Annotated in this window: 18 protein-coding genes; 6 read left to right on the top strand and 12 right to left on the bottom strand. The window is 70.0% G+C overall.

From position 1 onward, the window contains the following. Positions 1–11 precede the first annotated feature (11 nt). The 5 genes from Q9R47_RS17570 to Q9R47_RS17550 form a co-directional block, all read right to left on the bottom strand. Positions 12–716, bottom strand: a complete 705-nt coding sequence (locus Q9R47_RS17570; RefSeq protein ID WP_311234474.1) for a response regulator — start codon at positions 714–716, stop codon at positions 12–14. Then, positions 713–2,353 carry an ATP-binding protein gene (locus Q9R47_RS17565; RefSeq protein ID WP_311234473.1) on the bottom strand — a complete coding sequence of 547 codons (1,641 nt, stop codon included), beginning with the start codon at positions 2,351–2,353 and terminating at the stop codon, positions 713–715. The genes Q9R47_RS17570 and Q9R47_RS17565 overlap by 4 nt, the downstream gene beginning before the upstream one ends. A 27-nt stretch (positions 2,354–2,380) precedes the next feature. After that, positions 2,381–2,752 carry a hypothetical protein gene (locus Q9R47_RS17560; protein WP_311234472.1) on the bottom strand — a complete coding sequence of 124 codons (372 nt, stop codon included), beginning with the start codon at positions 2,750–2,752 and terminating at the stop codon, positions 2,381–2,383. A gap of 80 nt (positions 2,753–2,832) precedes the next feature. Continuing rightward, entirely contained in the window at positions 2,833–4,188 is a 1,356-nt protein-coding gene (locus Q9R47_RS17555) for an aminotransferase class V-fold PLP-dependent enzyme (RefSeq protein WP_311234471.1), read from the bottom strand. Further along, positions 4,185–5,105, bottom strand: coding sequence for an amino acid ABC transporter substrate-binding protein (locus Q9R47_RS17550; protein ID WP_311234470.1), 921 nt, complete (start codon positions 5,103–5,105; stop codon positions 4,185–4,187). The genes Q9R47_RS17555 and Q9R47_RS17550 overlap by 4 nt, the downstream gene beginning before the upstream one ends. Positions 5,106–5,288: 183 nt before the next feature. Here Q9R47_RS17550 and Q9R47_RS17545 point away from each other — a divergent pair, with 183 nt between their 5' ends. Next, positions 5,289–6,206 carry a LysR family transcriptional regulator gene (locus Q9R47_RS17545; protein WP_311234527.1) on the top strand — a complete coding sequence of 306 codons (918 nt, stop codon included), beginning with the start codon at positions 5,289–5,291 and terminating at the stop codon, positions 6,204–6,206. Positions 6,207–6,267: 61 nt separating this feature from the next. On the opposite strand, the gene proX is transcribed toward Q9R47_RS17545, so the two are convergent. The 4 genes from proX to Q9R47_RS17525 all read right to left on the bottom strand — a co-directional run bounded on the left by proX (position 6,268) and on the right by Q9R47_RS17525 (position 11,182). Further along, positions 6,268–7,326 (bottom strand): glycine betaine/L-proline ABC transporter substrate-binding protein ProX, encoded by a 1,059-nt coding sequence (gene proX / locus Q9R47_RS17540; RefSeq protein WP_311234469.1) that lies wholly within the window; start codon positions 7,324–7,326, stop codon positions 6,268–6,270. 35 nt (positions 7,327–7,361) lie between these two features. Beyond that, positions 7,362–8,744 (bottom strand): glycine betaine/L-proline ABC transporter permease ProW, encoded by a 1,383-nt coding sequence (gene proW / locus Q9R47_RS17535; RefSeq protein WP_311234468.1) that lies wholly within the window; start codon positions 8,742–8,744, stop codon positions 7,362–7,364. Next, positions 8,741–10,033 (bottom strand): glycine betaine/L-proline ABC transporter ATP-binding protein ProV, encoded by a 1,293-nt coding sequence (gene proV / locus Q9R47_RS17530; protein WP_311234467.1) that lies wholly within the window; start codon positions 10,031–10,033, stop codon positions 8,741–8,743. The genes proW and proV overlap by 4 nt, the downstream gene beginning before the upstream one ends. Positions 10,034–10,570: 537 nt before the next feature. Then, positions 10,571–11,182 carry a TIGR00645 family protein gene (locus tag Q9R47_RS17525; protein ID WP_311234466.1) on the bottom strand — a complete coding sequence of 204 codons (612 nt, stop codon included), beginning with the start codon at positions 11,180–11,182 and terminating at the stop codon, positions 10,571–10,573. A 269-nt stretch (positions 11,183–11,451) separates the two neighbouring features. Between Q9R47_RS17525 and acs the strand changes: the two genes are divergently transcribed. Together acs and Q9R47_RS17515 are read left to right on the top strand one after the other, a co-directional pair. After that, positions 11,452–13,446, top strand: a complete 1,995-nt coding sequence (gene acs, locus Q9R47_RS17520) for an acetate--CoA ligase (protein ID WP_311234465.1) — start codon at positions 11,452–11,454, stop codon at positions 13,444–13,446. 339 nt (positions 13,447–13,785) lie between these two features. Further along, the gene (locus Q9R47_RS17515) at positions 13,786–14,250 is read left to right on the top strand and encodes a LapA family protein (RefSeq protein ID WP_311234464.1); all 465 of its coding nucleotides are present in this window, start codon (positions 13,786–13,788) and stop codon (positions 14,248–14,250) included. Positions 14,251–14,346: 96 nt separating this feature from the next. On the opposite strand, the gene Q9R47_RS17510 is transcribed toward Q9R47_RS17515, so the two are convergent. Further along, a complete protein-coding gene (locus tag Q9R47_RS17510) occupies positions 14,347–14,652 on the bottom strand; it encodes a c-type cytochrome (protein ID WP_311234463.1) in 306 nt (101 codons plus the stop codon). 132 nt (positions 14,653–14,784) lie between these two features. Between Q9R47_RS17510 and Q9R47_RS17505 the strand changes: the two genes are divergently transcribed. Together Q9R47_RS17505 and ilvD are read left to right on the top strand one after the other, a co-directional pair. Beyond that, positions 14,785–15,024 (top strand): TIGR04438 family Trp-rich protein, encoded by a 240-nt coding sequence (locus Q9R47_RS17505; protein WP_159502648.1) that lies wholly within the window; start codon positions 14,785–14,787, stop codon positions 15,022–15,024. A 140-nt stretch (positions 15,025–15,164) separates the two neighbouring features. Further along, positions 15,165–17,024, top strand: coding sequence for a dihydroxy-acid dehydratase (gene ilvD, locus Q9R47_RS17500; RefSeq protein WP_311234462.1), 1,860 nt, complete (start codon positions 15,165–15,167; stop codon positions 17,022–17,024). A gap of 86 nt (positions 17,025–17,110) precedes the next feature. On the opposite strand, the gene bfr is transcribed toward ilvD, so the two are convergent. Both bfr and Q9R47_RS17490 read right to left on the bottom strand, forming a co-directional pair. Then, on the bottom strand, positions 17,111–17,590 hold the full coding sequence (gene bfr, locus Q9R47_RS17495; RefSeq protein ID WP_311234461.1) for a bacterioferritin: 480 nt from the start codon (positions 17,588–17,590) through the stop codon (positions 17,111–17,113). A gap of 127 nt (positions 17,591–17,717) precedes the next feature. Further along, the gene (locus tag Q9R47_RS17490) at positions 17,718–19,904 is read right to left on the bottom strand and encodes a TonB-dependent siderophore receptor (RefSeq protein ID WP_311234460.1); all 2,187 of its coding nucleotides are present in this window, start codon (positions 19,902–19,904) and stop codon (positions 17,718–17,720) included. Between the two features lie 318 nt (positions 19,905–20,222). On the opposite strand from Q9R47_RS17490, the gene lgt reads away from it, so the two are divergent. Beyond that, positions 20,223–21,050, top strand: coding sequence for a prolipoprotein diacylglyceryl transferase (gene lgt / locus Q9R47_RS17485; protein ID WP_311234459.1), 828 nt, complete (start codon positions 20,223–20,225; stop codon positions 21,048–21,050). Positions 21,051–21,225: the final 175 nt, after the last annotated feature.

Here is a 21,225-nt window from a genome sequence, read left to right as displayed (position 1 = left end):
CCCCGGCGCCGTCAGTCCGCCGGAGGCTCGAAGGAAAAGCCGACCCCGTACACCGAGCGGATCCATTCGTGGTCGCTGCCGTCCGCGGCGCGCAGCTTGCGGCGCAGGTTCTTGATGTGGCTGTCGATCGCGCGTTCGTTCACGTCGAGCGTGTCGTCGTACGCCATGTCGAGCAGCTGGGCGCGCGAGAAGATGCGGCCGCGCTGGCTCGCCAGCGCCTGCAGCAGCCGGAATTCGCGCGGCGTGAGGGCCACCGGCGTGCCGCGCAGCATGACCTGCCAGAACGCCTCGTCGAGCACCAGGAGCGGGTCCTGCGCCGCGGCGGCGCTGGCGTCGCCGGCGGCGGTGCGGCGCAGCACCGTGCGCACGCGGGCCACCACCTCGCGCGGGGAGAAGGGCTTGCAGATGTAGTCGTCCGCGCCCAGCTCCAGGCCGATCAGGCGGTCGACCTCCTCCACGCGCGCGGTGACCAGGATGACGGGCCGGTCGGTATGGCGGCGGGCCTGGCGCAGCACGTCGAGCCCGTCCATGCCGGGCAGCATGATGTCCAGCAGGGTGAGGTCGGGCGGCGTCGGGCCGGACAGCCGCTGCAGCGCGGTGGTGCCGTCGGCCACGTGTTCGGCCTCGAAGCCCGAGTGGCGCAGGTAGTCGATCACGACGGCCGCGATATCGGGCTCGTCTTCGACCACGAGGATGCGTGGGGGAGCGTCGTTCATGGACGGGGAGTCTCCAGCAGGGGAAGGATGAGAAGGATGCGCAGGCCGCCGAGCGGCGAGGCCTCGGCGGTGATCCGGCCGCCGTGGGCCTGCACGATGGCCCGGCAGATCGCGAGGCCCAGGCCCGATCCGCCGGTGTCGCCCGCGGCCCGCGTGCGGGAGGCTTCGGCGCGGTAGAGGCGGTCGAACACGCGCGGCAGTTCGTGGGCGGGCACGCCGGGCGCGGTGTCGTCCCATTGCAGCACGAGCCGCGCGCCGCCCTCGCCGGAGGAGCGCTCGATGCGCGCCGCGATGCACAGCCGGCCGCCGGCCTCGGTGTAGCGCAGGCTGTTCTCCAGCAGGTTGAGGTACACGCGGTGCAGCTGGGCCGCATCGCCCCGCACCAGCGCGTCCGCGCTCTGAGCGGGGTCGGCGGCCCAGGCGTCGAGCGCCGAAGTGTCGAGCGCGATGGCGGCGTTGTCGAACCGGGCCTGCATCGAGGCGACCGCCTCGGTCAGCAGCGGAAGCGGGCGCACGGGCACCAGGGCCGCGGGCGTGGCCTCGCCGGCGGCATCCAGGCTGGCGCGCAGGTCGCCGACCAGCTGGATCAGCCGCATCACCTGCCGGTGCAGGCGCAGCGCGGTGCTGCCGTCGAACGGCCGGATGCCGTCCTGCACGGCCTCGATCTCGGCGCGCATCGCGGCCAGCGGGGTGCGCAGCTCGTGCGCCACGTCGCCAATCCACTGGCGGCGCGAGGCCTCCATGCCGGCGAGCTGTTCGGCCATGTCGTTGAAGGTGGATGCCAGGTGGGCCAGTTCGTCGTCGCCATCCACCGGCACGCGCGTGTCCAGCCGGCCAGCCGCCACCTGGCGGGCTCCGTTCACCAGCGCGCCCACCGGGGCGAGCCAGCGCCGCGCCAGCCACCAGGACAGCCCCAGGGCGAGCACCAGGCCGGCGGCGCCCGTCCAGGCCACGAACACCAGTTGCTGGCGCAGGAAGGCCTGGTCCGCATCGGTTTCCACGTCCAGCGGCGGCAGCAGCACGAGCTGGCCGATGGCCTCGCCGCGCGGGCCGCGCAGCACGCGCCGGGCGGAGCCGGGCTGCGGCTCCATGCCCGCGACGACGTTGCGCTGGCCGTCGATCAGGCCCAGCCGCATCGAGAGCGCATGGCCCGACGGGTCGGGCGGTGGCTGGGCCCCCGGTGGCCGGCCCGCCGCGGCGCCCTCGCCGGCGGGCGCACCCGCGGAGGGCGGCAGGCCGCCGTCGCCGGAGGCCGCGGGATCGCTGCTGCACATGGAGGACGCGCTGCCCGTACCCCGCTGCGCCGCGGATGCGCCGCTGCCGGTCCCCGTGCCCGGCCCGTCGCGTTTTTGGGGAGGCGTCGGGCCGAAGGTCGCCCGGGGCAGCTCGCCGGGCTTGTGCATCTGCCGCCAGAGTTCGGGCTGGGTGCGCAGCGTGTCCCAGCCGCCGTGCAGCACGTAGGCGCGCTCCAGCCGTACCGCGAGCCAGTCCAGCCGGCCCAGTTCGATTTCCGCGATGTAGGGGCCCAGGCCCCGCTGCAGGCCCAGCCGGGAAAATCCCATGAAGAGCGCCAGCAGCACGGCCAGCAGGATGCTGAGCGCGATGAAGGCTTTGCTTTGCAGGGTGAGGCGGGGCATCGGCGAACGGGGCGGAGCGGCGGTGTGTCAGCGGGCGGGCGGGGGGCCGCCGGCGCCCGGCGGGCCGCCCGCGGGCTGGGCCACGAGGGAACCGGCCATTGTGCGGCAAGTGCCCGGCAGTGTCTTGCCGTCCGGCATGGTGAGCGTGACGGACGCGCCTTCCGTCTGGCCCGTGCAGGCCGTGTACGCCTCGGGCGGGGGAGGGGGCGGCCGGTGGCCTTCCCCGGCAGCGGGTTGGGCGGTGGCCATGCCCGCGTAGAGAAGCGCCGCCACGGCGAAGGCTGCCAGCGGCAATTCGCACGCCGACGGTGCGGCCGCCGTGCGACTGCGGCGGCGGGCGGTGGCCGCCGGAACGGATGCGGTGGCAGGCAGGTCGTGGAAGTCGGGCGGCAGGGCCATGGGTTCTCCTGGAAAGTGGCGAAAAGCCCGACTGTGCAGGCCAATCCGGGAGAAAAATTGCGCCCTGCCGAGCGCCGCCGCTAGGGCGCCGCCACCTCCGGGGCCCTCGCATGCGCCCGTGCGATGTCCTGCGTGGCGGCCAGGAAGCGGTCCACGTCGGCCGGGGTGTGGCAGTGCAGCGGCGACACGCGTACCGCGCCCGCGATGCCGAACGAATCGAGCATGCGGCGCGAATAGATGCTCGCGGTGCTGCGCTCGTACACGGTGATGCCGCGCTGCGCGTATTCGCGCACGGCATCGGTGCATTCCAGGTGGTCGAAGCCGATGGCGATGATGAGGTCGCGCCGCACGAGGTCGTCGTGGTCGAGGAACACCTGCACGCCCGGCTGCGCCCGCAGCCCCTTGGGGCCGCCGTCGCCGCCGCCCGCGAGCAGGCGCCGCAGCAGGGCCCGCTCGTGCAGCTCGATGCTCTCGATGCCGGCCGCGAAGCGTTCGCGCCGCGGCGCATCGGCGGCCACCCCGCCGCCCTGGGAATGGGTGCCGATCCAGCACACGTAGTCCACGATCTCGGTCATCACCGCGAACTGCCAGGGCGAGGTGCTGCCCAGGTCCCAGTAGCCCGCGGGCTTTCCGGAAAGCTTGTGGTGCGGCAGCGCGGCCGCCCGGTCGGACAGCCAGGCGAAGCCCGAGCCGCGGCAGCCGAAGAACTTGTAGGGCGCGATGTTGATGCCGTCCACCGGCGCGGCCTGCAGATCGATCAGGCCGTGCGGCGCGTGCTGCACGGCGTCCACCAGGATGTACAGGTCGGGCCGGATGGCGCGCGCGGCGCGCACGATGGCGGGCAGATCGAGCTTGGCGCCCGAGATGTTGGAGGCATGGATCACGTTCAGCACGCAGGTGCCGTCGTCGATGAGCCGCGCGATCGCCTCCACGTCCACCCCGCCGGTGGCGGGATTGCTCGGCGCCACGCGCAATTCGCGCCCGGTCTGGCGGGCGTAGCGTTCCATGGCGTCGTAGGCGGACGGGTGCTCCAGCACGGTGGTGACCATGTTGGTGCCCGGCACGTTCTCGGCCACGGCTCGCACCATGTCGAACATCGCGCCGGAGGCGGTGAGCGCGGCGTACACGCTGCCGCCGCGGGCGTTGAGCAGCATGCGCAGGTCGTCCGCGCCGCGGGCCTGTACGTCCTGCAGCTCGCGCGCCGTGTCGTGGATGCGCTCGGTGTTGTCGGGCACCGCATCCACCTGGGCGAAGCGCTCCACCGCGGCGCGCAGGCGCAGCGAGCCGCCCGCGTTGTCGAAGTAAAGCCGCTCGCGGCCATGGTGGTCGCGGTCCACGTGCAGGAAGCGCCCGCGCACCTCGGCCATCAGCGCGGGCGGGAACAGCAGGCCCTGCGGGTAGGCGGCACCCGCGCCATGGATGTGGGCCGCGCTCATTGCACGCCCTTGTTGTTGGGGTTGCGGTAGGCCTCGCGCACCGCGTCGGTCATCGGGAAATTGAGGTTCACGTTGCTCGGCGGGATCGGCTGCGTGAACCAGCGCGCATAGAGCTTTTCCATTTCGCCCGATTGCATGAGCTGGGTGACGGCCTGGTCCACCACGGCCTGGAAGGCCGGATCGTTCTTGCGCAGCATGATCCCGTAGGGTTCCTGGCGCAGCACCACGTCCTTGAGGATGCGGTAGTCGCCCGGATTGGGGGCGGTGGCGATCAGGCCGGCGAGCTGCACGTCGTCGAGCACGTAGGCCTGCGCCCGGCCGTTGGCCAGCAGCAGGAACGCGTCGGCCGTGTCCTTGCCGGAGACCTCCTGCACGTCCATCTTCTCGGAGCGGCGCAGGCCGCGCAGCAGCTGCATCGAGGTGCTTCCGGCCACGGTGGCCACCGTCTTGCCGCCCAGGTCGGCGAGCGACTGGATGCCGGAGTCCTTCTTCACCGCGACGGTGATGTTGGTCACGAAATGGCTGGGCGCGAACGCCACCTGCTGCTGGCGGGCCACCGAGTTCGTGGTGGTGGCGCAGTCGAGGTCCACCGTGCCGTTCTGCATCAGCGGAATGCGGTTGGTGGAGTTGAGCAGCATGTACTGCACGCGCAGCGCGGGCAGGCCCAGCCTGGCCTTCACCGCATCCACGATCTTCAGGCAGATGTCGTTGGAGAAGCCCACCGGCTCGCCGCTGCCCGTCGGCTTGTACGAGAACGGAATGGAGCTGTCGCGGTTGCCGATCACGATGGTGCCGCTCTCCTGGATCTTGCGCAGCGTGTCGATCTCCTGGGCGGAGGCGGGGGCGGCCGCCAGCAGGGCCGCGAAGGCGGCGCACAGCGCGGGCAGGGCGGAAAGGATCGGTCGGCGGATGGTCATCGGGGTCTCCTGGGGTCACGGGGCCGGGCGGTGCCTGGGCTGGATGCATTCTGAAAGCCGCGATGATTGGAAAAAAGCGATTTTTTGTGCTCGAATCGCATGAGAAAAATCGATGTTGAATGCGGCGCTCCGAGAGCCTGCGCACCCCCGCACGCATTCCGCCGTGAAGAGGCCTTCCCCATGATGACTTTCAAGCAGCTTGAAGCGCTCTACTGGATCGTGCAGCTCGGCGGCTTCGGGCCGGCAGCCCACAAGCTGCACACCACCCAGTCGGCCGTGTCCAAGCGCATCCAGGAGCTGGAGCAGCTTTTCGACACGCCGTTGTTCGACCGCAGCCTGCGCACGGCGCGGCTGACGGAAAAGGGCGAGGAGATGTTCGTCATCGCGCGCAAGCTGCTCGATCAGCGCGACGCGGCCGTAGAGCAGTTCGGCAAGCCCGGCGTGGTCGAGCGGCGGCTGCGCCTGGGCGTGACAGAACTCACCGCGATGACGTGGCTGCCGCGGCTCGTGGCGCAGGTGCGCGCGCACTACCCGAAGGTGATCCTGGAGCCCGACGTGGACGGCAGCCTGCCGCTGCGCGACAAGCTCCTGGCCGACGAAGTGGACCTGGCGATCCTGCCCGACGCGTTCGACGACGCGCGCCTCGTCGCCACCCGCGTGGGCCGCGTGGACAGCGCGTGGATGGGCAAGCCCGGCCTGGTGCGCGCCCCCGGGCGTGGGCCGGTGCGCCTGCACGAACTCGCGCGGCACCGCATGCTGGTGCAGGGCAGCAATTCCGGCACGGGGCGCATCTACGACGCATGGATGGCGGAGCGCGGCGTGGAGCCCGCCGACTCGATCGTGGTGAGCAACCTCGTCGCGCTGACGGGGCTCGCCGTCTCCGGCCTGGGCGTGGCCTACCTGCCGCGGGATTGCCTGGCGCCGCTGGTCGAGGCCGGCATGCTCGAAGTGCTGCAGGTCGAGCCCGCGCTGCCGCCGGTGCCCTACGTGGCGCTGCACAAGGGCGGCCACCGCAGCGCGCTGGTGGCCTCGATCGTCATGCTCGCCCAGGCCTGCTGCGATTTCTCGCGCGTGTTCCAGACGGGCGGCGAGAGCGCCTGACAGGGCCCCACGCCGCGGGCGGAAGGGCGGGGCCGTGGGGCCGTACCGGGCGTGTGGCCCCCTAACGCGCAGCGGCTTCGCGGGCCTGCCGGATCCAGCCGTCGAACGCGGCCTGGTGCGCGCGGATCCAGCCGTCCACATGGCGCTCGATGTCGGCCTGCCGGGCCTGGCCGTTGCGCATCGCGAGGTTCTGCGCATTGATGTCGGCCACGGGCAGCTCCATCACTTCGAAGAGCTTCGCCGCCGCCGGGTTCCGGTCGGCGAAGGCCCTGTTCGCGACGATCTGCTGCACGTTCGGGATGAAGCCGTAGTTCTTGCCGTCCGGCAGCTTCGTGTCGATGCCGGCCTGCTCGCCGGGCAGCGAGGAGCGGGGCACCTGCAGCCACACCACGTCCCGGCCGGGGCGCAGCACGCCGCTCACCCAATAGGGCGTCCAGGTGTAGTAGAGGATGGGCTTGCCCTGCCTGTAGCGCGCGATCGTGTCCGCCATCAGTGCCGCGTAGCTGCCCTGCACGTGCGTCACCGTGCGCGAGAGCCCGAAATCCTTCAATTGGTGATCGATCACGCCTTCGCAGCCCCAGCCCGGGTTGCAGCCCGTGAGGTCGGCGCGGCCGTCGCCGTTGGCGTCGAACAGCGCGGCGATCTTCGGGTCCTTCAACTGGTCGATGTGCGTGATCCGGTACTGCTCGGCGGTCTTGCGGTCGATCAGGTAGCCCTGCACCGCATTGGGCGAGTAGGCGCCCTTGCGCCAGAGCTTCGCGTCGCCGCCGGCGTTCTTGTAGAAGTCGGCGTGCAGCGGATCCCAGTGATCGGCCATGAAAGTCGCGTCGCCGTTGGCGATCGCCACGTGGGCCGTGGCGTACTCGATTTCCTTGATGGGCTGCGTCTCGTAGCCGAGCTGCTGCAGCGCGCGCGAGACGAGCAGCGTCTGGAAGGTCTCCTCGGCGTTGGAGCTCTGCAGCGGCTGCACCTGCACGCCCTTGCCGGGCAGGGCGGCGGCATCCCCGGCGGCAGGCGCGGCCAGGGCGGGGGCCAGCGACAGCGCGCCCGCCAGGATGCAGGCGGCGGCGGCGGCGGTGCGGCGGGTGCGGTGCCCGAAGGATCGGAAGAGGGAAGGCATCGGTTTCTCCTGGAGTGCAAACGGGTGTGCGGGCTTCAGCGGGCGGCACCTGCGAGGGGCGGCGCGTCCTGCGCGGCGGAGGGGGCGGCCGCACCGGGCTGGACGGATGCGGCGGGCGTGCGGCGCCGCAGCGCGGCCCCCACCAGGCCCACCGGGCCCGTCTGCCACCAGTGGCGCGATCCGCGTTGGGGCTGGCCCAGCGCCTGCGTGATGCGGTCCAGCGTGATCGCGAGCAGCACGATGCCCAGGCCGCCCACGGTGGCCAGCCCCATGTCGAGCCGGCCGATGCCGCGCAGCACCATCTGGCCCAGGCCGCCCACGGCGATCATCGAGGCGATCACCACCATCGACAGCGACAGCATCAGTGCCTGGTTCACGCCGGCCATGATAGAGGGCAGCGCGAGCGGCAACTGCACCTTCCAGAGCATCTGCAGCGGCGAGGCCCCATAGGCCCGGGCCGCTTCCACCAGATCGGGCCGCACCTGCCGCAGCCCCAGGTTGGTGAGGCGCACCAGCGGCGGCAGCGCGAACACGATGGTCACCACCACGCCGGGCACGTTGCCGATGCCGAACAGCATCACCACGGGCACCAGGTAGACGAACGCGGGCGTGGTCTGCATCGCGTCGAGCGCCGGCCGCAGCAGGCGCTGCGCACGGTCGCTGCTGGCCAGCAGGATGCCCAGCGGCAGCCCGAGCACCAGGCAGAAGGCCAGCGAGGTGAGCACCAGCGACAGCGTCACCATCGCTTCCTGCCAGATGCCGAGCATCGCCACCAGCAGCAGCGAGACCACCGCCCCCAGCGCCAGCGCGCGCCCCGCGAACTGCCATGCCAGCAGGCCCACCACGGCGACCATGCCCAGCGTGGGCAGGCCGGTAAGCAGCGCATGCACGCCGCCGAGCGTGGCGTCCACCGGCGCGCGCACGGCCTGGAATGCGGGACGGAAGTGCTGAACCGTCCAGGTCAGGCCCTGGTTGATCCAGTGCTCCACGGGAAGCGATCCGTCCCAGAGCTGCGACAGGTGCAGACCTCCGGCCGCCTGCGACGGATCGGCCGCGCCGGCCAGCGCATCGTGGGGCAGCGAGGACGAAGCCGGGGCACCGGATGCCGCGTCGGGGGCCGCGTTCAGCCAGTCCGCGCCGCCTCCGGCATCGGCATCGGCTCCGGCGGCCGAGGTCGCGGCCCAGGGGTCGGCCGAGAGGTCGGCGGACGGCGCATCGGCCGCGGGCGGCTGCGGCGCGACCGCGGAAGCCACCTCGGCGGGGCCCTCGCCCGCGGCGGCCCAGGGGTTGGCGTCGGGTGCCGGCGCGGGCACCGGGCCGGCCTGCGCGATCTGGGTCGCCTGCGTGGTGTGGGCATGGAGGCCGCTGCCGGCTGCGGTGGCGGCGGCGGGAAGGGAATGCGTGGCGGTGGCGTTCATGCGAGGCTCCTGGCGGTGTCGGATTCGGCGGGGGCTGTGGCTGTGGCCGTGGCAGTGGCGAGCGCGGCGGCCGGCGCGCTGGGAGGCACCGGCGGCGTGTCGCGGTCCAGGAAGCGCAGCAGCGCCGTCTTGCTGACCACGCCCCGGAAGCGGCCGTCGGCCTCGACCACGGGCAGCGCGCAGGGCGCCTGGGCGACCTGGCCGAACAGGTCGGCCACGGGCGCGTCGGCCGGCACCGTGCCCACCTCCGGAATGAAAGCGTGCTGCAGCCCGAGCGGGCCCGAATGGCCATGCAGCGCGGCGCGCAGCGAATCGGCCGACACGGTGCCCAGGTAGCGCTGCGAGGGCGTGACCACGTACGCGAAGTTGTCGTCGTGCCCTTCGATCAGCTGCAGCGCGGGGCGGCAGCCGCGGTCGGTGTGCTCGCGCACCACGGTCAGCCGCTTGCGCGCGATGTCGCCGGCCTTGAACACGGCCGCCGCGTCCACGCCGCGCACGAAGCTGCGCACGTAGTCGTTCGCCGGGTTGCGCAGGATGTCGTCGGGCGTGCCCACCTGCACCACGTGGCCGTCCTTCATGATCGCGATGCGGTCGCCGATGCGCATCGCCTCGTCCAGATCGTGCGAGATGAAGACGATGGTGCGCCGGCGGATCTGCTGCAGCCGCAGCAGCTCGCTCTGCATCTCGGTGCGGATGATCGGGTCCAGCGCCGAGAACGCCTCGTCCATCAGCAGGATGGACGGATCGGATGCGAGCGCGCGCGCCAGGCCCACGCGCTGCTGCATGCCGCCGGAGAGCTCGTCGGGATAGCTCTGCCCCCAGCCGGCCAGGCCCACCTGCTCCAGCGCGGCGGCGGCCTGCCGCTGGCGCTCGGCGCGGTCCACGCCGGCCAGCTCCAGGCCGAAGGCGGTGTTGTCGAGCACCGTCATGTGCGGCATCAGCGCGAACGACTGGAACACCATGCTGATGTCCTTGCGGCGCAGCGCGCGCAGCGCGCGGTCCGACAGGCCGTTGATGTCGGTGCCCTCGACCAGGATGCGGCCGGCGGTGGGCTCGATCAGGCGGTTGAGCATGCGCACCAGCGTCGACTTGCCGGACCCCGAGAGCCCCATCACGACGAAGATTTCGCCGGCCTCGATGGTGAAGGTGGCGTCGAAGACGCCGATGGACTGGCCGGTGCGCGCCAGGATCTCCTGCTTGCTGCAGCCCTGGCGCACGAGCGCGAGCGCATCTTCCGGCGCGTCGCCGAATACCTTGAATACATGGTCGATGGTGATTTGCTTGGCCACGTCGTGGGTCCTCCCTCGGTTGGAACGGGTTGAACGAACACGCCCGGGGGGCGCCCTGATGGACAGGGCGCACCCGGGCACGGGCCGGTCCGCGGCGAAGACCTGATGCGGCGGCCCCGCGCGGTGCGCCCGAAGGGCATGCACCGGCGTTGCCGGAAGGAAGGGGGGCGGAGGAACCGGCCCGGGTTTGGCCCGCATGGCACGCGAAGGCGGTGCGCAAGGGCGAGGGGCGCGCGGCGGAGAGGTCGGGCTGCGAGGACTCCGCCGGTGCCCCGTGGGGCATCAGGGCCGGGAACCGGCCGAGGCGCCGGCAGCGGCAGCCTGGGCTGCGGCGGTGCCGGCGGGATGATCCAAATCCGCGGAACGGCGGCGTATCAAAAAACGCACGCGGGGCGGAGCCGGATTACCTGCGCTGCAGGTTGTAAAACACCGCTAAAGTGTAAGCATTTGGTGTTTTTGAGTCAAAACACCGGGTTTTACGGATGTGTTAAGCGCGGGCGCGACCGTGGCGCCGGGGTGCGGCCCGCGCAGCGGTGGTCAATGCTTCTCGTGCGAGACGTGCAGCAGCCGGTCCGTGTAGGCGATCGCGATGGCGCTGGCCAGGAACGCCACGTGGATGATGGTCTGCCACATCAGCACCTTGGTGTCGTAGTTGGCCGCATTGATGAAGGTCTTGAGCAGGTGGATCGAGCTGATGCCGATGATCGACAGGCCCAGCTTCACCTTCAGCACCGACGCGTTCACATGGCCCAGCCACTCCGGCTGGTCGGGATGGGTGTGCAGGTTGAGCCGGCTCACGAAGGTTTCGTAGCCGCCGACGATCACCATGATGAGCAGGTTGGAGATCATCACCACGTCGATGAGCGCCAGCACCACCAGCATGATTACCGTCTCGTTGAGCGCGACGATTTCCACGCCCGGCTTGTAGCCGATGCTGGTCACCAGCGCCTGCAGCGCCGGCTGGTGCCCGAAGGCGGCCTCCACCAGGTGCCAGAGTTCCACCAGGAAGTGCCAGACGTACACCCCCTGGGCGACGATGAGCCCCAGGTACAGGGGCAGCTGCAGCCAGCGGCTCGCGAAGATGAGCGAAGCGAGCGGGCTCAGGGCAGGCCCCTGCGGGCGCGGGACGGAGTCTTTGGGGAAGGCCATATCGGTGGGGAAGGGGATGGATGGAAACCCGGAGGGCGGGAGGATCGCGGCGGGATTCTAGGGCCTGCCGTAGAGCTGCCGCGCCGTGGGGCTGCTGCGCGGCGGGAGCGGGCCGGCACGCCGGTGCCGGGAGTAGCATGGAGGCCGTGCCGGCGGCAGGCCGGGCCCTGCGTGGCGCGCGCTGGCGGCATGCGTCAGTGGCCTGTAAGTGCGCCCGCCCACAGTACCGCCGAAAACCCGTTCCAACGACTCCCTGGAGACACAAGCAAATGAGTGCGTCAACGTCCACGATCGAATCCGTGCTGGTGGAAAACCGCGTGTTCCCCCCGCCCGCGGCCTGCGAGCAAGCCGCCCGCGTGTCCGGCATGGCCGGCTACGAGGCCCTGTGCGCCGAGGCCGAGCGGGACTTCGAGGGCTTCTGGGCGCGCCTGGCGCGCGAGAACGTGCAGTGGACCAAGCCGTTCACCCGCACGCTCGATGAATCCAACGCGCCCTTCTTCCAGTGGTTCGCCGACGGCGAGCTGAACGCCAGCGCCAACTGCCTGGACCGCCACATCGGCACGCCGGTCGAGAACAAGACCGCGATCATCTTCGAGGCCGACGACGGCGCCGTGACGAAGGTGACGTACAGGGAACTGCTGGAGCGCGTGGCCCGCTTCGCCAACGCGCTCAAGGCCGAGGGCGTGAAGAAGGGCGACCGCGTGCTCATCTACATGCCCATGACCATCGAGGGCGTGGTCGCGATGCAGGCCTGCGCGCGCATCGGCGCCACGCACAGCGTGGTGTTCGGCGGCTTCTCGGCCAAGGCGCTGCAGGAGCGCATCATCGACGCCGGCGCGGTGGCCGTGGTCACCGCCAACTACCAGATGCGCGGCGGCAAGGAACTGCCGCTCAAGGCCATCGTGGACGAGGCCCTGGCCATGGGCGGCTGCGACACCATCCGCAGCATCCTCGTCTTCCAGCGCACGGCCACGGCCTGCAACATGGTGGCGGGCCGCGACAAAACCTTCGAAGACGCCCTGGCCGGCCAGAGCGCCGAGTGCGCGCCGGAGCCGGTCGGCGCCGAACACCCGCTGTTCATCCTCTACACCAGCGGCTCCACGGGCAAGCCCAAGGGCGTGCAGCACTCCACCGGCGGCTACCTGCTGTGGGCCAAGCTGACCATGGACTGGACCTTCGACCTGAAGCCCCAAGACGTCTTCTGGTGCACGGCCGACATCGGCTGGATCACCGGCCACACCTACGTGGCCTACGGCCCGCTCGCCGCGGGTGCCACGCAGGTGGTGTTCGAGGGCGTGCCCACCTACCCGAACGCCGGCCGCTTCTGGCAGATGATCGAGCGCCACAAGGTGTCGATCTTCTACACCGCGCCCACGGCGATCCGCTCGCTCATCAAGGCGGCCGAGGCCGACAAGGCGGTGCATCCGTCCAGCTCCGACCTGTCGAGCCTGCGCATCCTGGGCAGCGTGGGCGAGCCCATCAACCCCGAAGCCTGGATGTGGTACCACAGGAACGTGGGCGGCGAGCGCTGCCCCATCGTGGACACCTTCTGGCAGACCGAGACCGGCGGCCACGTCATCACCCCGCTGCCGGGCGCCACGCCGCTGGTGCCGGGCTCCTGCACGCTGCCGCTGCCGGGCATCACCGCCGCCATCGTCGATGAGTCCGGCAACGACATCGCCAACGGCACGGGCGGCATCCTGGTCATCAAGCGCCCCTGGCCGAGCATGATCCGCACCATCTGGAACGACCCGGAGCGCTTCAAGAAGAGCTACTTCCCCGAAGAGCTCAAGGGCTACTACCTGGCGGGCGACGGCGCGGTGCGCAGCGCCGACCGCGGCTACTTCCGCATCACCGGCCGCATCGACGACGTGCTGAACGTCTCGGGCCACCGCATGGGCACGATGGAAATCGAATCGGCCCTCGTCTCCAAGACCGACCTCGTGGCCGAAGCCGCGGTGGTGGGCCGCCCCGACGACCTGACCGGCGAGGCCATCTGCGCCTTCGTGGTGCTCAAGCGCCCGCGCCCCACGGGCGACGAGGCCAAGGCCATCGCCAAGGAACTGCGCGACTGGGTGGCCAAGGAGATCGGCCCGATCGCGAAACCGAAGGACATCCGCTTCGGCGACAACCTGCCCAAGACCCGCAGCGGCAAGATCATGCGCCGCCTGCTGCGCTCCATCGCGAAGGGCGAGGCCATCACGCAGGATACGAGCACCTTGGAAAACCCCGCGATCCTGGACCAGTTGGCGCAAGCCAACTGATCCGGGAGGGCCATCGCAGATGGCCCGCGCACAGCGCTCGCGGGGTTTGACGGCACTCATATCGCCGAAGGCGATGTGGGTGACGGCAGAACCCTCTCCTTTGAGGCGCAGCATGGGACGGGTTCACTGGTCATAAAGTCCGTCCTACCCCTGCTGGCGGCGTGCACCTACCAGGGCCGCGCCCGGCATCGCAGCGCGCTGCCGGATCCTGTAGGACGGAATCTGTTTCATCCCTCCCGCCTCACCGGGAGCACCATGGCCGGGTTACAACCGGGTGGCAACGCCGCCGCGCTCTTGCAGGCGCAGTGCGGCGCCCGATACCTTTCCCGGAGAATAACCATGGCCTTCCGATCCATCGTCATCCTGCTCGTCGTCGCGGCCATCGCCGTGCTCGCCGCGCTCAACTGGACCACCCTGGCGACGCCCTCGGCGATCTCGCTGGGCTTCACCTCGTTCCAGGCGCCGCTCGGCCTGCTGATGCTGGGGCTCACGGCGCTGCTGGGCGTCTTCTTCATCGCCTACGTGCTGTCGCTGCAGGGCTCCGTGCTGCTGGAGACGCGCCGCCACGTCAAGGAAATGCAGGCCCAGCGTGAACTGGCCGACCGTGCCGAGTTGTCGCGCTTCACCGAGCTGCGCACCTATCTGGAATCGCAACACCAGCAGGGGCAGGCCGCGCTGCTCGCGCGCATCGATGCGCTGGAATCGCACTTCGCCGCGCGGGCCCAGGAGTCCGACAACGCCACGGCAGCCTATGTGGGCCAGCTGGAAGACCAGATGCGCATGCGCCGCGATCCGGTGCTGTGAGCGGACCGGGGGTTTCCGCCCACGCCCCCGCGGCTGCACGACGGCCAAGCAAAAGCCGCCCGGAAGGGCGGCTTTTTTCGTGCCAGGCGAGACAAATTACTTGAGCGAAAGCACCCACGCCGCCAGTTTCTTCGCCTCGGCCTCGTTGACCTGGGAGTTGGCCGGCATGGGCACCGGGCCCCACACGCCCGAGCCGCCCTTCATGATCTTCACGGCCAGCTTGTCGACGGCGTCCTTCTGGCCGGCGTACTTGGCCGCCACGTCCTTGTAGGCGGGGCCCACCAGCTTCTTGTCCACGGCATGGCAGGCCATGCAGTTCTTGGCCGTGGCCAGCGCCTGGTCGGCCAGGGCGGGCGCGGCGGCGGAGAAGGCCAGCAGGAGGAGGGGGAGCGTGCGCTTCATCGGGTGACTTTCGGTGGGTTAGTATGCGGCTCAATGAAATTGTAGTGGCCGGGGTTGACAGGACGGGCCGGAGGGTTCTTTTCCGGAGACCCGTTCTGGCCGCCACCGCCCCGTCCTGGAGGTGGCACCATCATGTATACCCTGGCTCTCGGAATCCTGCTGGTGCTGCTCAAGTACCTGGAGGTCGGGCCCGTCGCCACGTGGAGCTGGTGGTGGGTGCTGTCGCCCTTCGCCGTCACCGCCGCCTGGTGGGCCTGGGCGGACGCCACCGGCTACACCAAGCGCCGCGCCATCGAGAAGATCGACCGGCGCAAGCGCGACCGCATCGACCGCAACAAGGAAGCCATGGGCGTGCGACCGCGCCGCAAATAGCGGGCAAGCCGGCGCGGGGGTGCCGCGCCCGGGCGGCCCGGCCAGGGCCTGCAGCCCGGCAGGGAAGGGCGGTGGAGGATAATTCGGTGTCGCCCGCGCGCGAGCGACCGAGCCCTCCAACCGCTTTCTCCCGACCCACGATGCCCGCATACCGTTCCAAGACCTCCACCGCCGGACGCAACATGGCCGGTGCCCGCTCCCTGTGGCGCGCCACCGGCATGAAGGACGACGACTTCAGCAAGCCGATCATCGCGGTGGTCAATTCGTTCACCCAGTTCGTGCCGGGCCACGTGCACCTGAAGGACCTGGGACAGCTCGTCGCGCGCGAGATCGAGGCGGCCGGCGGCGTCGCCAAGGAATTCAACACCATCGCGGTCGACGACGGCATCGCCATGGGCCACGACGGCATGCTGTATTCGCTGCCCAGCCGCGACATCATCGCGGACTCGGTCGAGTACATGGTGAACGCGCACTGCGCCGACGCGATGGTCTGCATTTCGAACTGCGACAAGATCACGCCCGGCATGCTGATGGCCGCCATGCGCCTGAACATTCCCGTGGTGTTCGTCTCCGGCGGCCCGATGGAGGCCGGCAAGACGCGCCTGGCCAACCCGGTCACCAAGACGATCGAGTTCAAGAAGCTCGACCTGGTGGACGCGATGGTGATCGCCGCCGACGACAAGTACTCCGACGCCGACGTGGCCGAGGTGGAGCGCTCCGCCTGCCCGACCTGCGGCTCCTGCTCGGGCATGTTCACCGCCAATTCGATGAACTGCCTGACCGAAGCGCTGGGCCTGTCGCTGCCCGGCAACGGCACCGTGGTGGCTACGCACGCCGACCGCGAACAGCTCTTCAAGCGCGCCGGCCGCCGCATCGTCGAGCTGGCCAAGGAGTACTACGAGCAGGAGAACGAACGCATCCTGCCGCGCTCGGTGGGCTTCGACGCCTTCGAGAACGCGATGACGCTGGACATCGCCATGGGCGGCTCCACCAACACCATCCTGCACCTGCTGGCCATCGCCCGCGAAGCGGAGATCGACTTCACCATGGCCGACATCGACCGCCTCTCGCGTTCCGTGCCGCAACTGTGCAAGGTGGCACCCAACACCAACAAGTACCACATCGAAGACGTGCACCGCGCGGGCGGCATCATGGCCATCCTGGGCGAGCTGGCGCGTGCCGGCAAGCTGCACACCGACGCGCCCACGGTGCACGCGAAAACGCTCGGCGAAGCGCTGCAGCAGTGGGACATCGCGGTCACGCAGGACGAGGCCGTGCGCCATTTCTACATGGCGGGCCCCGCCGGCATCCCCACGCAGGTGGCGTTCAGCCAGAACACGCGCTGGCCCAGCCTGGACCTGGACCGCGCCGAGGGCTGCATCCGCTCCTATGAACACGCCTTCAGCAAGGAAGGCGGCCTGGCGGTGCTGACCGGCAACATCGCGCTGGACGGCTGCGTGGTCAAGACGGCGGGCGTGGACGAATCCATCCACGTGTTCGAAGGTTCCGCCCACGTCACCGAATCGCAGGACGAGGCGGTGGAGAACATCCTGGCGGGCAAGGTGCAGGCCGGCGACGTGGTGATCGTGCGCTACGAAGGCCCCAAGGGCGGCCCCGGCATGCAGGAAATGCTCTACCCGACCAGCTACATCAAGTCCAAGGGCCTGGGCAAGGCCTGCGCGCTGCTGACCGACGGGCGTTTCTCGGGCGGCACCTCGGGCCTGTCGATCGGCCACTGCTCGCCCGAGGCGGCGGCCGGCGGCGCGATCGGCCTCGTGCGGAACGGTGACCGCATCCGCATCGACATCCCGAACCGCACGATCGACGTGCTGCTGAGCGACGAAGAACTGGCCCGCCGCCGCGCCGAGCAGGACGCCCGTGGCTGGAAGCCCGCGAAACCGCGCCCGCGCAAGGTGTCGGCCGCGCTCAAGGCCTATGCCAAGCTCGTGATGTCGGCCGACAAGGGCGCCGTGCGCGACCTGTCGCTGCTGGACGACTGACCGCTTCCCGCGGGAGCAAAAGAAAAGCCGCACCGTCGCCGGTGCGGCTTTTTTCCATGGGCGGCGCGCGGCGGGCGCTGCCGGAATCAGGGCGTGCCCGAAGCGGTCTGCGACTGCAGGTAGTTCTGCAGGCCCACGCGCTCGATCAGGCCGAGCTGCTTTTCGAGCCAGTAGGCGTGGTCCTCTTCCGTGTCCTTGAGCTGCGCGAGCAGGATGTCGCGGCTCACGTAGTCGCGCGCGCCTTCGCACAGGAACACGCCGGCCTGCAGCGCGGCGCGCACCTCGTACTCGGTCTGCAGGTCCTTGCGCAGCATCTCGGGCACCGTGGTGCCGGGCGTGAACTCGCGGGGGCGCATGTCGGGCAGGCCACCGAGGAACAGGATGCGGCGCAGCAGCGCGTCGGCGTGCTGTGTCTCTTCCTCCATCTCGTGGTGGATGCGCTCGTAGAGCTTCAGGAAGCCCTGGTCCTCATAGATCCGCGAGTGGATGAAGTACTGATCGCGCGCGGCGAGTTCGCCGCGCAGCAGATCCTTGAAGTAGTCGATGACCTGTGGGTTGCCCTGCATGTGCTGTTCCTGATTTTGCTTTTTTCAGCTGCGGAGTATCGCGCGGGCAGGGACATTTGTCGTGAAAGTCCCCGGCGCCATGGTATGCATGCGCACGGGGATCAGAAGCGTTCGCGTTGGAGGGACTTCAGAAATCCACCGCCGCCGACAGCATCAGCGTGCGCGGCGCGCCCACCGTCACGTAGTTGCTGACCACCCAGTAGTTCTTGTCGAACGCGTTCTCCAGGCTCGCGCGGAAAACCACCGGCTTGTTGGCCACCCTGGTGGCGTAGCGGGCGCCGATGTCCAGGCGCGTCCAGTTGCCCACGCGCAGGCGGTTGGCGGCGTCGGCGTACACGGACGAGGTGTGGATCACGCGGCCGTTCAGGCTCAGGCCCGGCACCCAGGGCGTGTCCCAGTCGAGGCCGAGGTTGAAGGTGCGGTCGGGCACGCCCGCGGCGTCGTTGCCCTGGTTGACGCCGCCCGCGGTGCGCGTGAGCTGGGCGTCGTTGAAGGCGGCACTGGCCATCAGCCGCAGGCCGCGCTGCACTTCGCCGTAGGCCGTCAGCTCCAGGCCGCGGTTGCGCTGTTCGCCGCCGAAGCTGTAGATGTTCGTCACCGGGTCGGTGAAGGCGCTGGGCCGCTTGATCTGGTAGATGGCGGCCTGGGTGGTGATGCGGCCCCAGTCCACCTTCACGCCCACTTCGTGCTGCTTGGATTTCTGCGGCGCGAAGGTTTCGCCCGCGTTGGCGGTGTCCACGCCGGCCGTGGCGCCGCGCGTGAGGCCGGCGGTGTAGTTGGTATAGACCGAGATGTTCTTCGCGGGCTTGAACACCAGGCCGGCGAGCGGCGTGACGGCGCTTTTCTTGTAGTGGCTGGTGGCGGCACCGCTCGCCGGGTTGAAGTTGTCCTGCTCCATGCTCTGGTCGCGCAGGCCGAGCGTGACCAGGAAGCGGTCGTTCGCGAACGACATCGTGTCGGCCACGGCGATGCTGTGCTGCTTCGTGACCGAGCTCTTGCCCGGCGCGCCGCGGGCGACGGTCATCGGGGGCAGGGGCGCCGGGTCGTACAGGCTCGAGGGGTTCGTCGTGGCCGAGGTGGCGTAGAAGTAGCCGGTCTCCTGGTCGAGGTAGTTCACGCCCACGGCCAGCGTGTGCTTCACGTCGCCCGTGGCGAAGCGGGTGCGCAGGCCGGCGTCGGCGGCCTTGGATTTGGTGTACTGGTCGTAGTAGGCGTTGGAGACGTTGAAGGCGCCCGCGGCGTTCGGGCGGCCGCTCGGGAAGGTCTGCTCGTAGTCCAGATCCATGTAGCCCACGCTGCCGTACACCGTGGTGCTGTCGCTGAGGTCGTGCTCCAGGCGCGACATCACGGTCTTCACGTTGTCCTGCAGCTTCGTGCCGGGGTAGAAGTTGAGGCGCGCGTCGGGCACGGCCGGCACCGCGGTCGCCGTGCCGGCGAAGTTGGTCTGCGGCCGGAACTCCTTCGTCTCGCCGCGCGTGGCGAAGGCGTCGAGCGACCAGCGCGTGCGCGCCCCGGCATAGTCGAGGCCGATGGAGCCGAGGTTGAGGTTCTGCCTGCCGCCGTCGATGTTGCCTTCGCCGCCGCGCACGAGGCCGTTGACGCGCACGCCCCACTGGTTGTCCTCGCCGAAGCGGCGGCCCACGTCGATGTGCGTGCCGAACTGCGCTTTGCCCATGTAGGTGCCGGTGACGCGCGTGAGCGGAATGTCGGAGGCGCGCTTGGTGACCACGTTGATGCTGCCGCCGATGCTGCCATTGGGACCGACGCCGTTGGCGAGCGCGCCCGGGCCCTTGAGCACTTCCACGCGTTCGATCATCTCGAGCGGCACGCGCGTGGAGGGCGCCAGGCCGAACAGGCCGTTCATGCTGATGTCGCTGTTGGAGACGGTGAAGCCGCGGATCTGGAAGTCGTCGCCGAAACCGCCGCGCGAGGTGAGCGTGCGCACCGAGGCGTCGTTCATCACCACGTCCGCGACGCTCAGCGCCTGCTGGTTCTGGATCAGTTCCGAGGTGTAGTTGGTGGTGCTGAACGGCACGTTCATGAGGTCGGTCGTGCCGAGGATGCCCAGGCTGCCGCCGCGCGCGAACTGGCCGCCCGAGTAGGTCTTCTGCAGCCCGCCGATGGCCTCGGCCTGTTCGGAGACCACCACCTCGTCCAGCGCCGTGCGGCTGGTGGCTTGCGCGGCCGCACCGGCGGCGGCGACGGCGAGGCCCGCGCCGAGGCAGCCGCGCAGCACGAGGGCGAGCGGTGTGGGGGTGAAACGGGGTGCGTGGCGGGAGGAGGCGTGGCGGGAGGGGCGGCGCGGAGCGGTCATGGTGCGGGCAGGAAAGCAGAAAAGAGCGGGGAGGCCAGGAAGCCGGGACCCGGGCGATCGGGGATGCGCCGGGCCGGCGGCATCGCGCGATGCGGTGCGGCGGGCGTGCGCATTCCCGTCCGGCGCGCCGAGGCGCCAGCCGGCCTGGTTTACTGAATGCGGAAAACAATGAGAATTGTTATCAATTATTTCTTGTGCGCGGGCGGATTCGCGGGTCCTTTCGCCGGATTCCATTTCCGGCTCGACCATGCGCGGGCTGCGGTTGCCGCCGCCCGGAGCCCGCCGCCCCCGGACGCGGCGGGCACAATACCGGCCACCATGCTCATGTACCCGCACATCGATCCCATCGCCCTGCAGATCGGGCCGCTCGCCATCCACTGGTACGGCCTGACCTACCTCGCCGCGTTCGGCCTCTTCATGTTCCTGGGCATGCGCCGGCTGCGGCACGAGCCCTATGCGTCGATGACCGGCGCGCAGGCATGGACGCGCAAGGACGTGGAGGACATCCTCTTCCTCGGCGTGCTGGGCGTGGTGGTGGGCGGGCGGCTGGGCTACTGCCTCTTCTACAAGCCGGGCTACTACCTCGGCCACCCGCTGGAGATCTTCTACATCTGGCAGGGCGGCATGAGCTTCCATGGCGGGCTGCTGGGCGTCATCCTGTCGATGGTGTGGTTCGCGCGCTCGCGCCACCGGCCCTGGCTGCAGGTGGCGGATTTCGTGGCGCCCTGCGTGCCGACCGGCCTCGCGGCCGGGCGCGTGGGCAACTTCATCAATGGCGAACTCTGGGGCCGGTTCTGCGATCCGTCGCTGCCCTGGGGCATGGTGTTCCCGCAGAGCGGCTCGATGCTGCCGCGCCATCCGTCGCAGGTGTACCAGTTCCTGCTGGAGGGCCTGTTGCTCTTCGTGCTGCTGTGGCTGTATGCGCGGCGCGAGCGCCGGCAGGGCGAGGTGGCTGCGGCCTTCCTCGTGGGCTACGGCACCTTCCGCTTCATCGCCGAGTATTTCCGCGAGCCGGATGCGTTCCTGGGCATCCTGTCGCTCGGCATGAGCATGGGGCAGTGGCTCTGCGTGCCGATGATCGTGGCGGGGGTGCTGCTGTGGACGTGGGCGCGGCGCCAGCCGCAGCGCGTGGCGGCGGCGCACTGAGGGTTCCAGCGCGGCACGGCTGTTCCGCGCAGGCAACGCACTGGATCCGGGTGGAAATCCTACGTGGATGTCCGCCTCCACCTGTTCATAATTATGAGAAATTACGGCGAGGGCGCCGCTGGCTTGGTCGCTGGCTTCCATGGCATCCCGCCGCTCTTCGGCTCATTGAAAGGCC

Origin of the sequence: Acidovorax sp. PRC11 (assembly GCF_031844105.1) — a bacterium.
Lineage (GTDB): Bacteria > Pseudomonadota > Gammaproteobacteria > Burkholderiales > Burkholderiaceae_C > Paracidovorax.
Note: the sequence above shows the minus strand (reverse complement) of the source record. Positions and strands in the feature narration are given on the sequence as shown.

Bases quoted from the DNA above. Each gene is read 5' to 3' on its own strand.
- ilvD (WP_311234462.1), top strand. From the start codon at position 15,165: ATGCCCGCATACCGTTCCAAGACCTCCACCGCCGGACGCAACATGGCC.
- Q9R47_RS17510 (WP_311234463.1), bottom strand. From the start codon at position 14,652: ATGAAGCGCACGCTCCCCCTCCTCCTGCTGGCCTTCTCCGCCGCCGCG.
- Q9R47_RS17560 (WP_311234472.1), bottom strand. From the start codon at position 2,752: ATGGCCCTGCCGCCCGACTTCCACGACCTGCCTGCCACCGCATCCGTT.
- Q9R47_RS17545 (WP_311234527.1), top strand. From the start codon at position 5,289: ATGACTTTCAAGCAGCTTGAAGCGCTCTACTGGATCGTGCAGCTCGGC.
- acs (WP_311234465.1), top strand. From the start codon at position 11,452: ATGAGTGCGTCAACGTCCACGATCGAATCCGTGCTGGTGGAAAACCGC.
- proX (WP_311234469.1), bottom strand. From the start codon at position 7,326: ATGCCTTCCCTCTTCCGATCCTTCGGGCACCGCACCCGCCGCACCGCC.
- proW (WP_311234468.1), bottom strand. From the start codon at position 8,744: ATGAACGCCACCGCCACGCATTCCCTTCCCGCCGCCGCCACCGCAGCC.
- bfr (WP_311234461.1), bottom strand. From the start codon at position 17,590: ATGCAGGGCAACCCACAGGTCATCGACTACTTCAAGGATCTGCTGCGC.
- Q9R47_RS17565 (WP_311234473.1), bottom strand. From the start codon at position 2,353: ATGCCCCGCCTCACCCTGCAAAGCAAAGCCTTCATCGCGCTCAGCATC.
- lgt (WP_311234459.1), top strand. From the start codon at position 20,223: ATGCTCATGTACCCGCACATCGATCCCATCGCCCTGCAGATCGGGCCG.
- Q9R47_RS17570 (WP_311234474.1), bottom strand. From the start codon at position 716: ATGAACGACGCTCCCCCACGCATCCTCGTGGTCGAAGACGAGCCCGAT.
- Q9R47_RS17490 (WP_311234460.1), bottom strand. From the start codon at position 19,904: ATGACCGCTCCGCGCCGCCCCTCCCGCCACGCCTCCTCCCGCCACGCA.
- Q9R47_RS17525 (WP_311234466.1), bottom strand. From the start codon at position 11,182: ATGGCCTTCCCCAAAGACTCCGTCCCGCGCCCGCAGGGGCCTGCCCTG.
- Q9R47_RS17515 (WP_311234464.1), top strand. From the start codon at position 13,786: ATGGCCTTCCGATCCATCGTCATCCTGCTCGTCGTCGCGGCCATCGCC.
- Q9R47_RS17555 (WP_311234471.1), bottom strand. From the start codon at position 4,188: ATGAGCGCGGCCCACATCCATGGCGCGGGTGCCGCCTACCCGCAGGGC.
- Q9R47_RS17505 (WP_159502648.1), top strand. From the start codon at position 14,785: ATGTATACCCTGGCTCTCGGAATCCTGCTGGTGCTGCTCAAGTACCTG.
- Q9R47_RS17550 (WP_311234470.1), bottom strand. From the start codon at position 5,105: ATGACCATCCGCCGACCGATCCTTTCCGCCCTGCCCGCGCTGTGCGCC.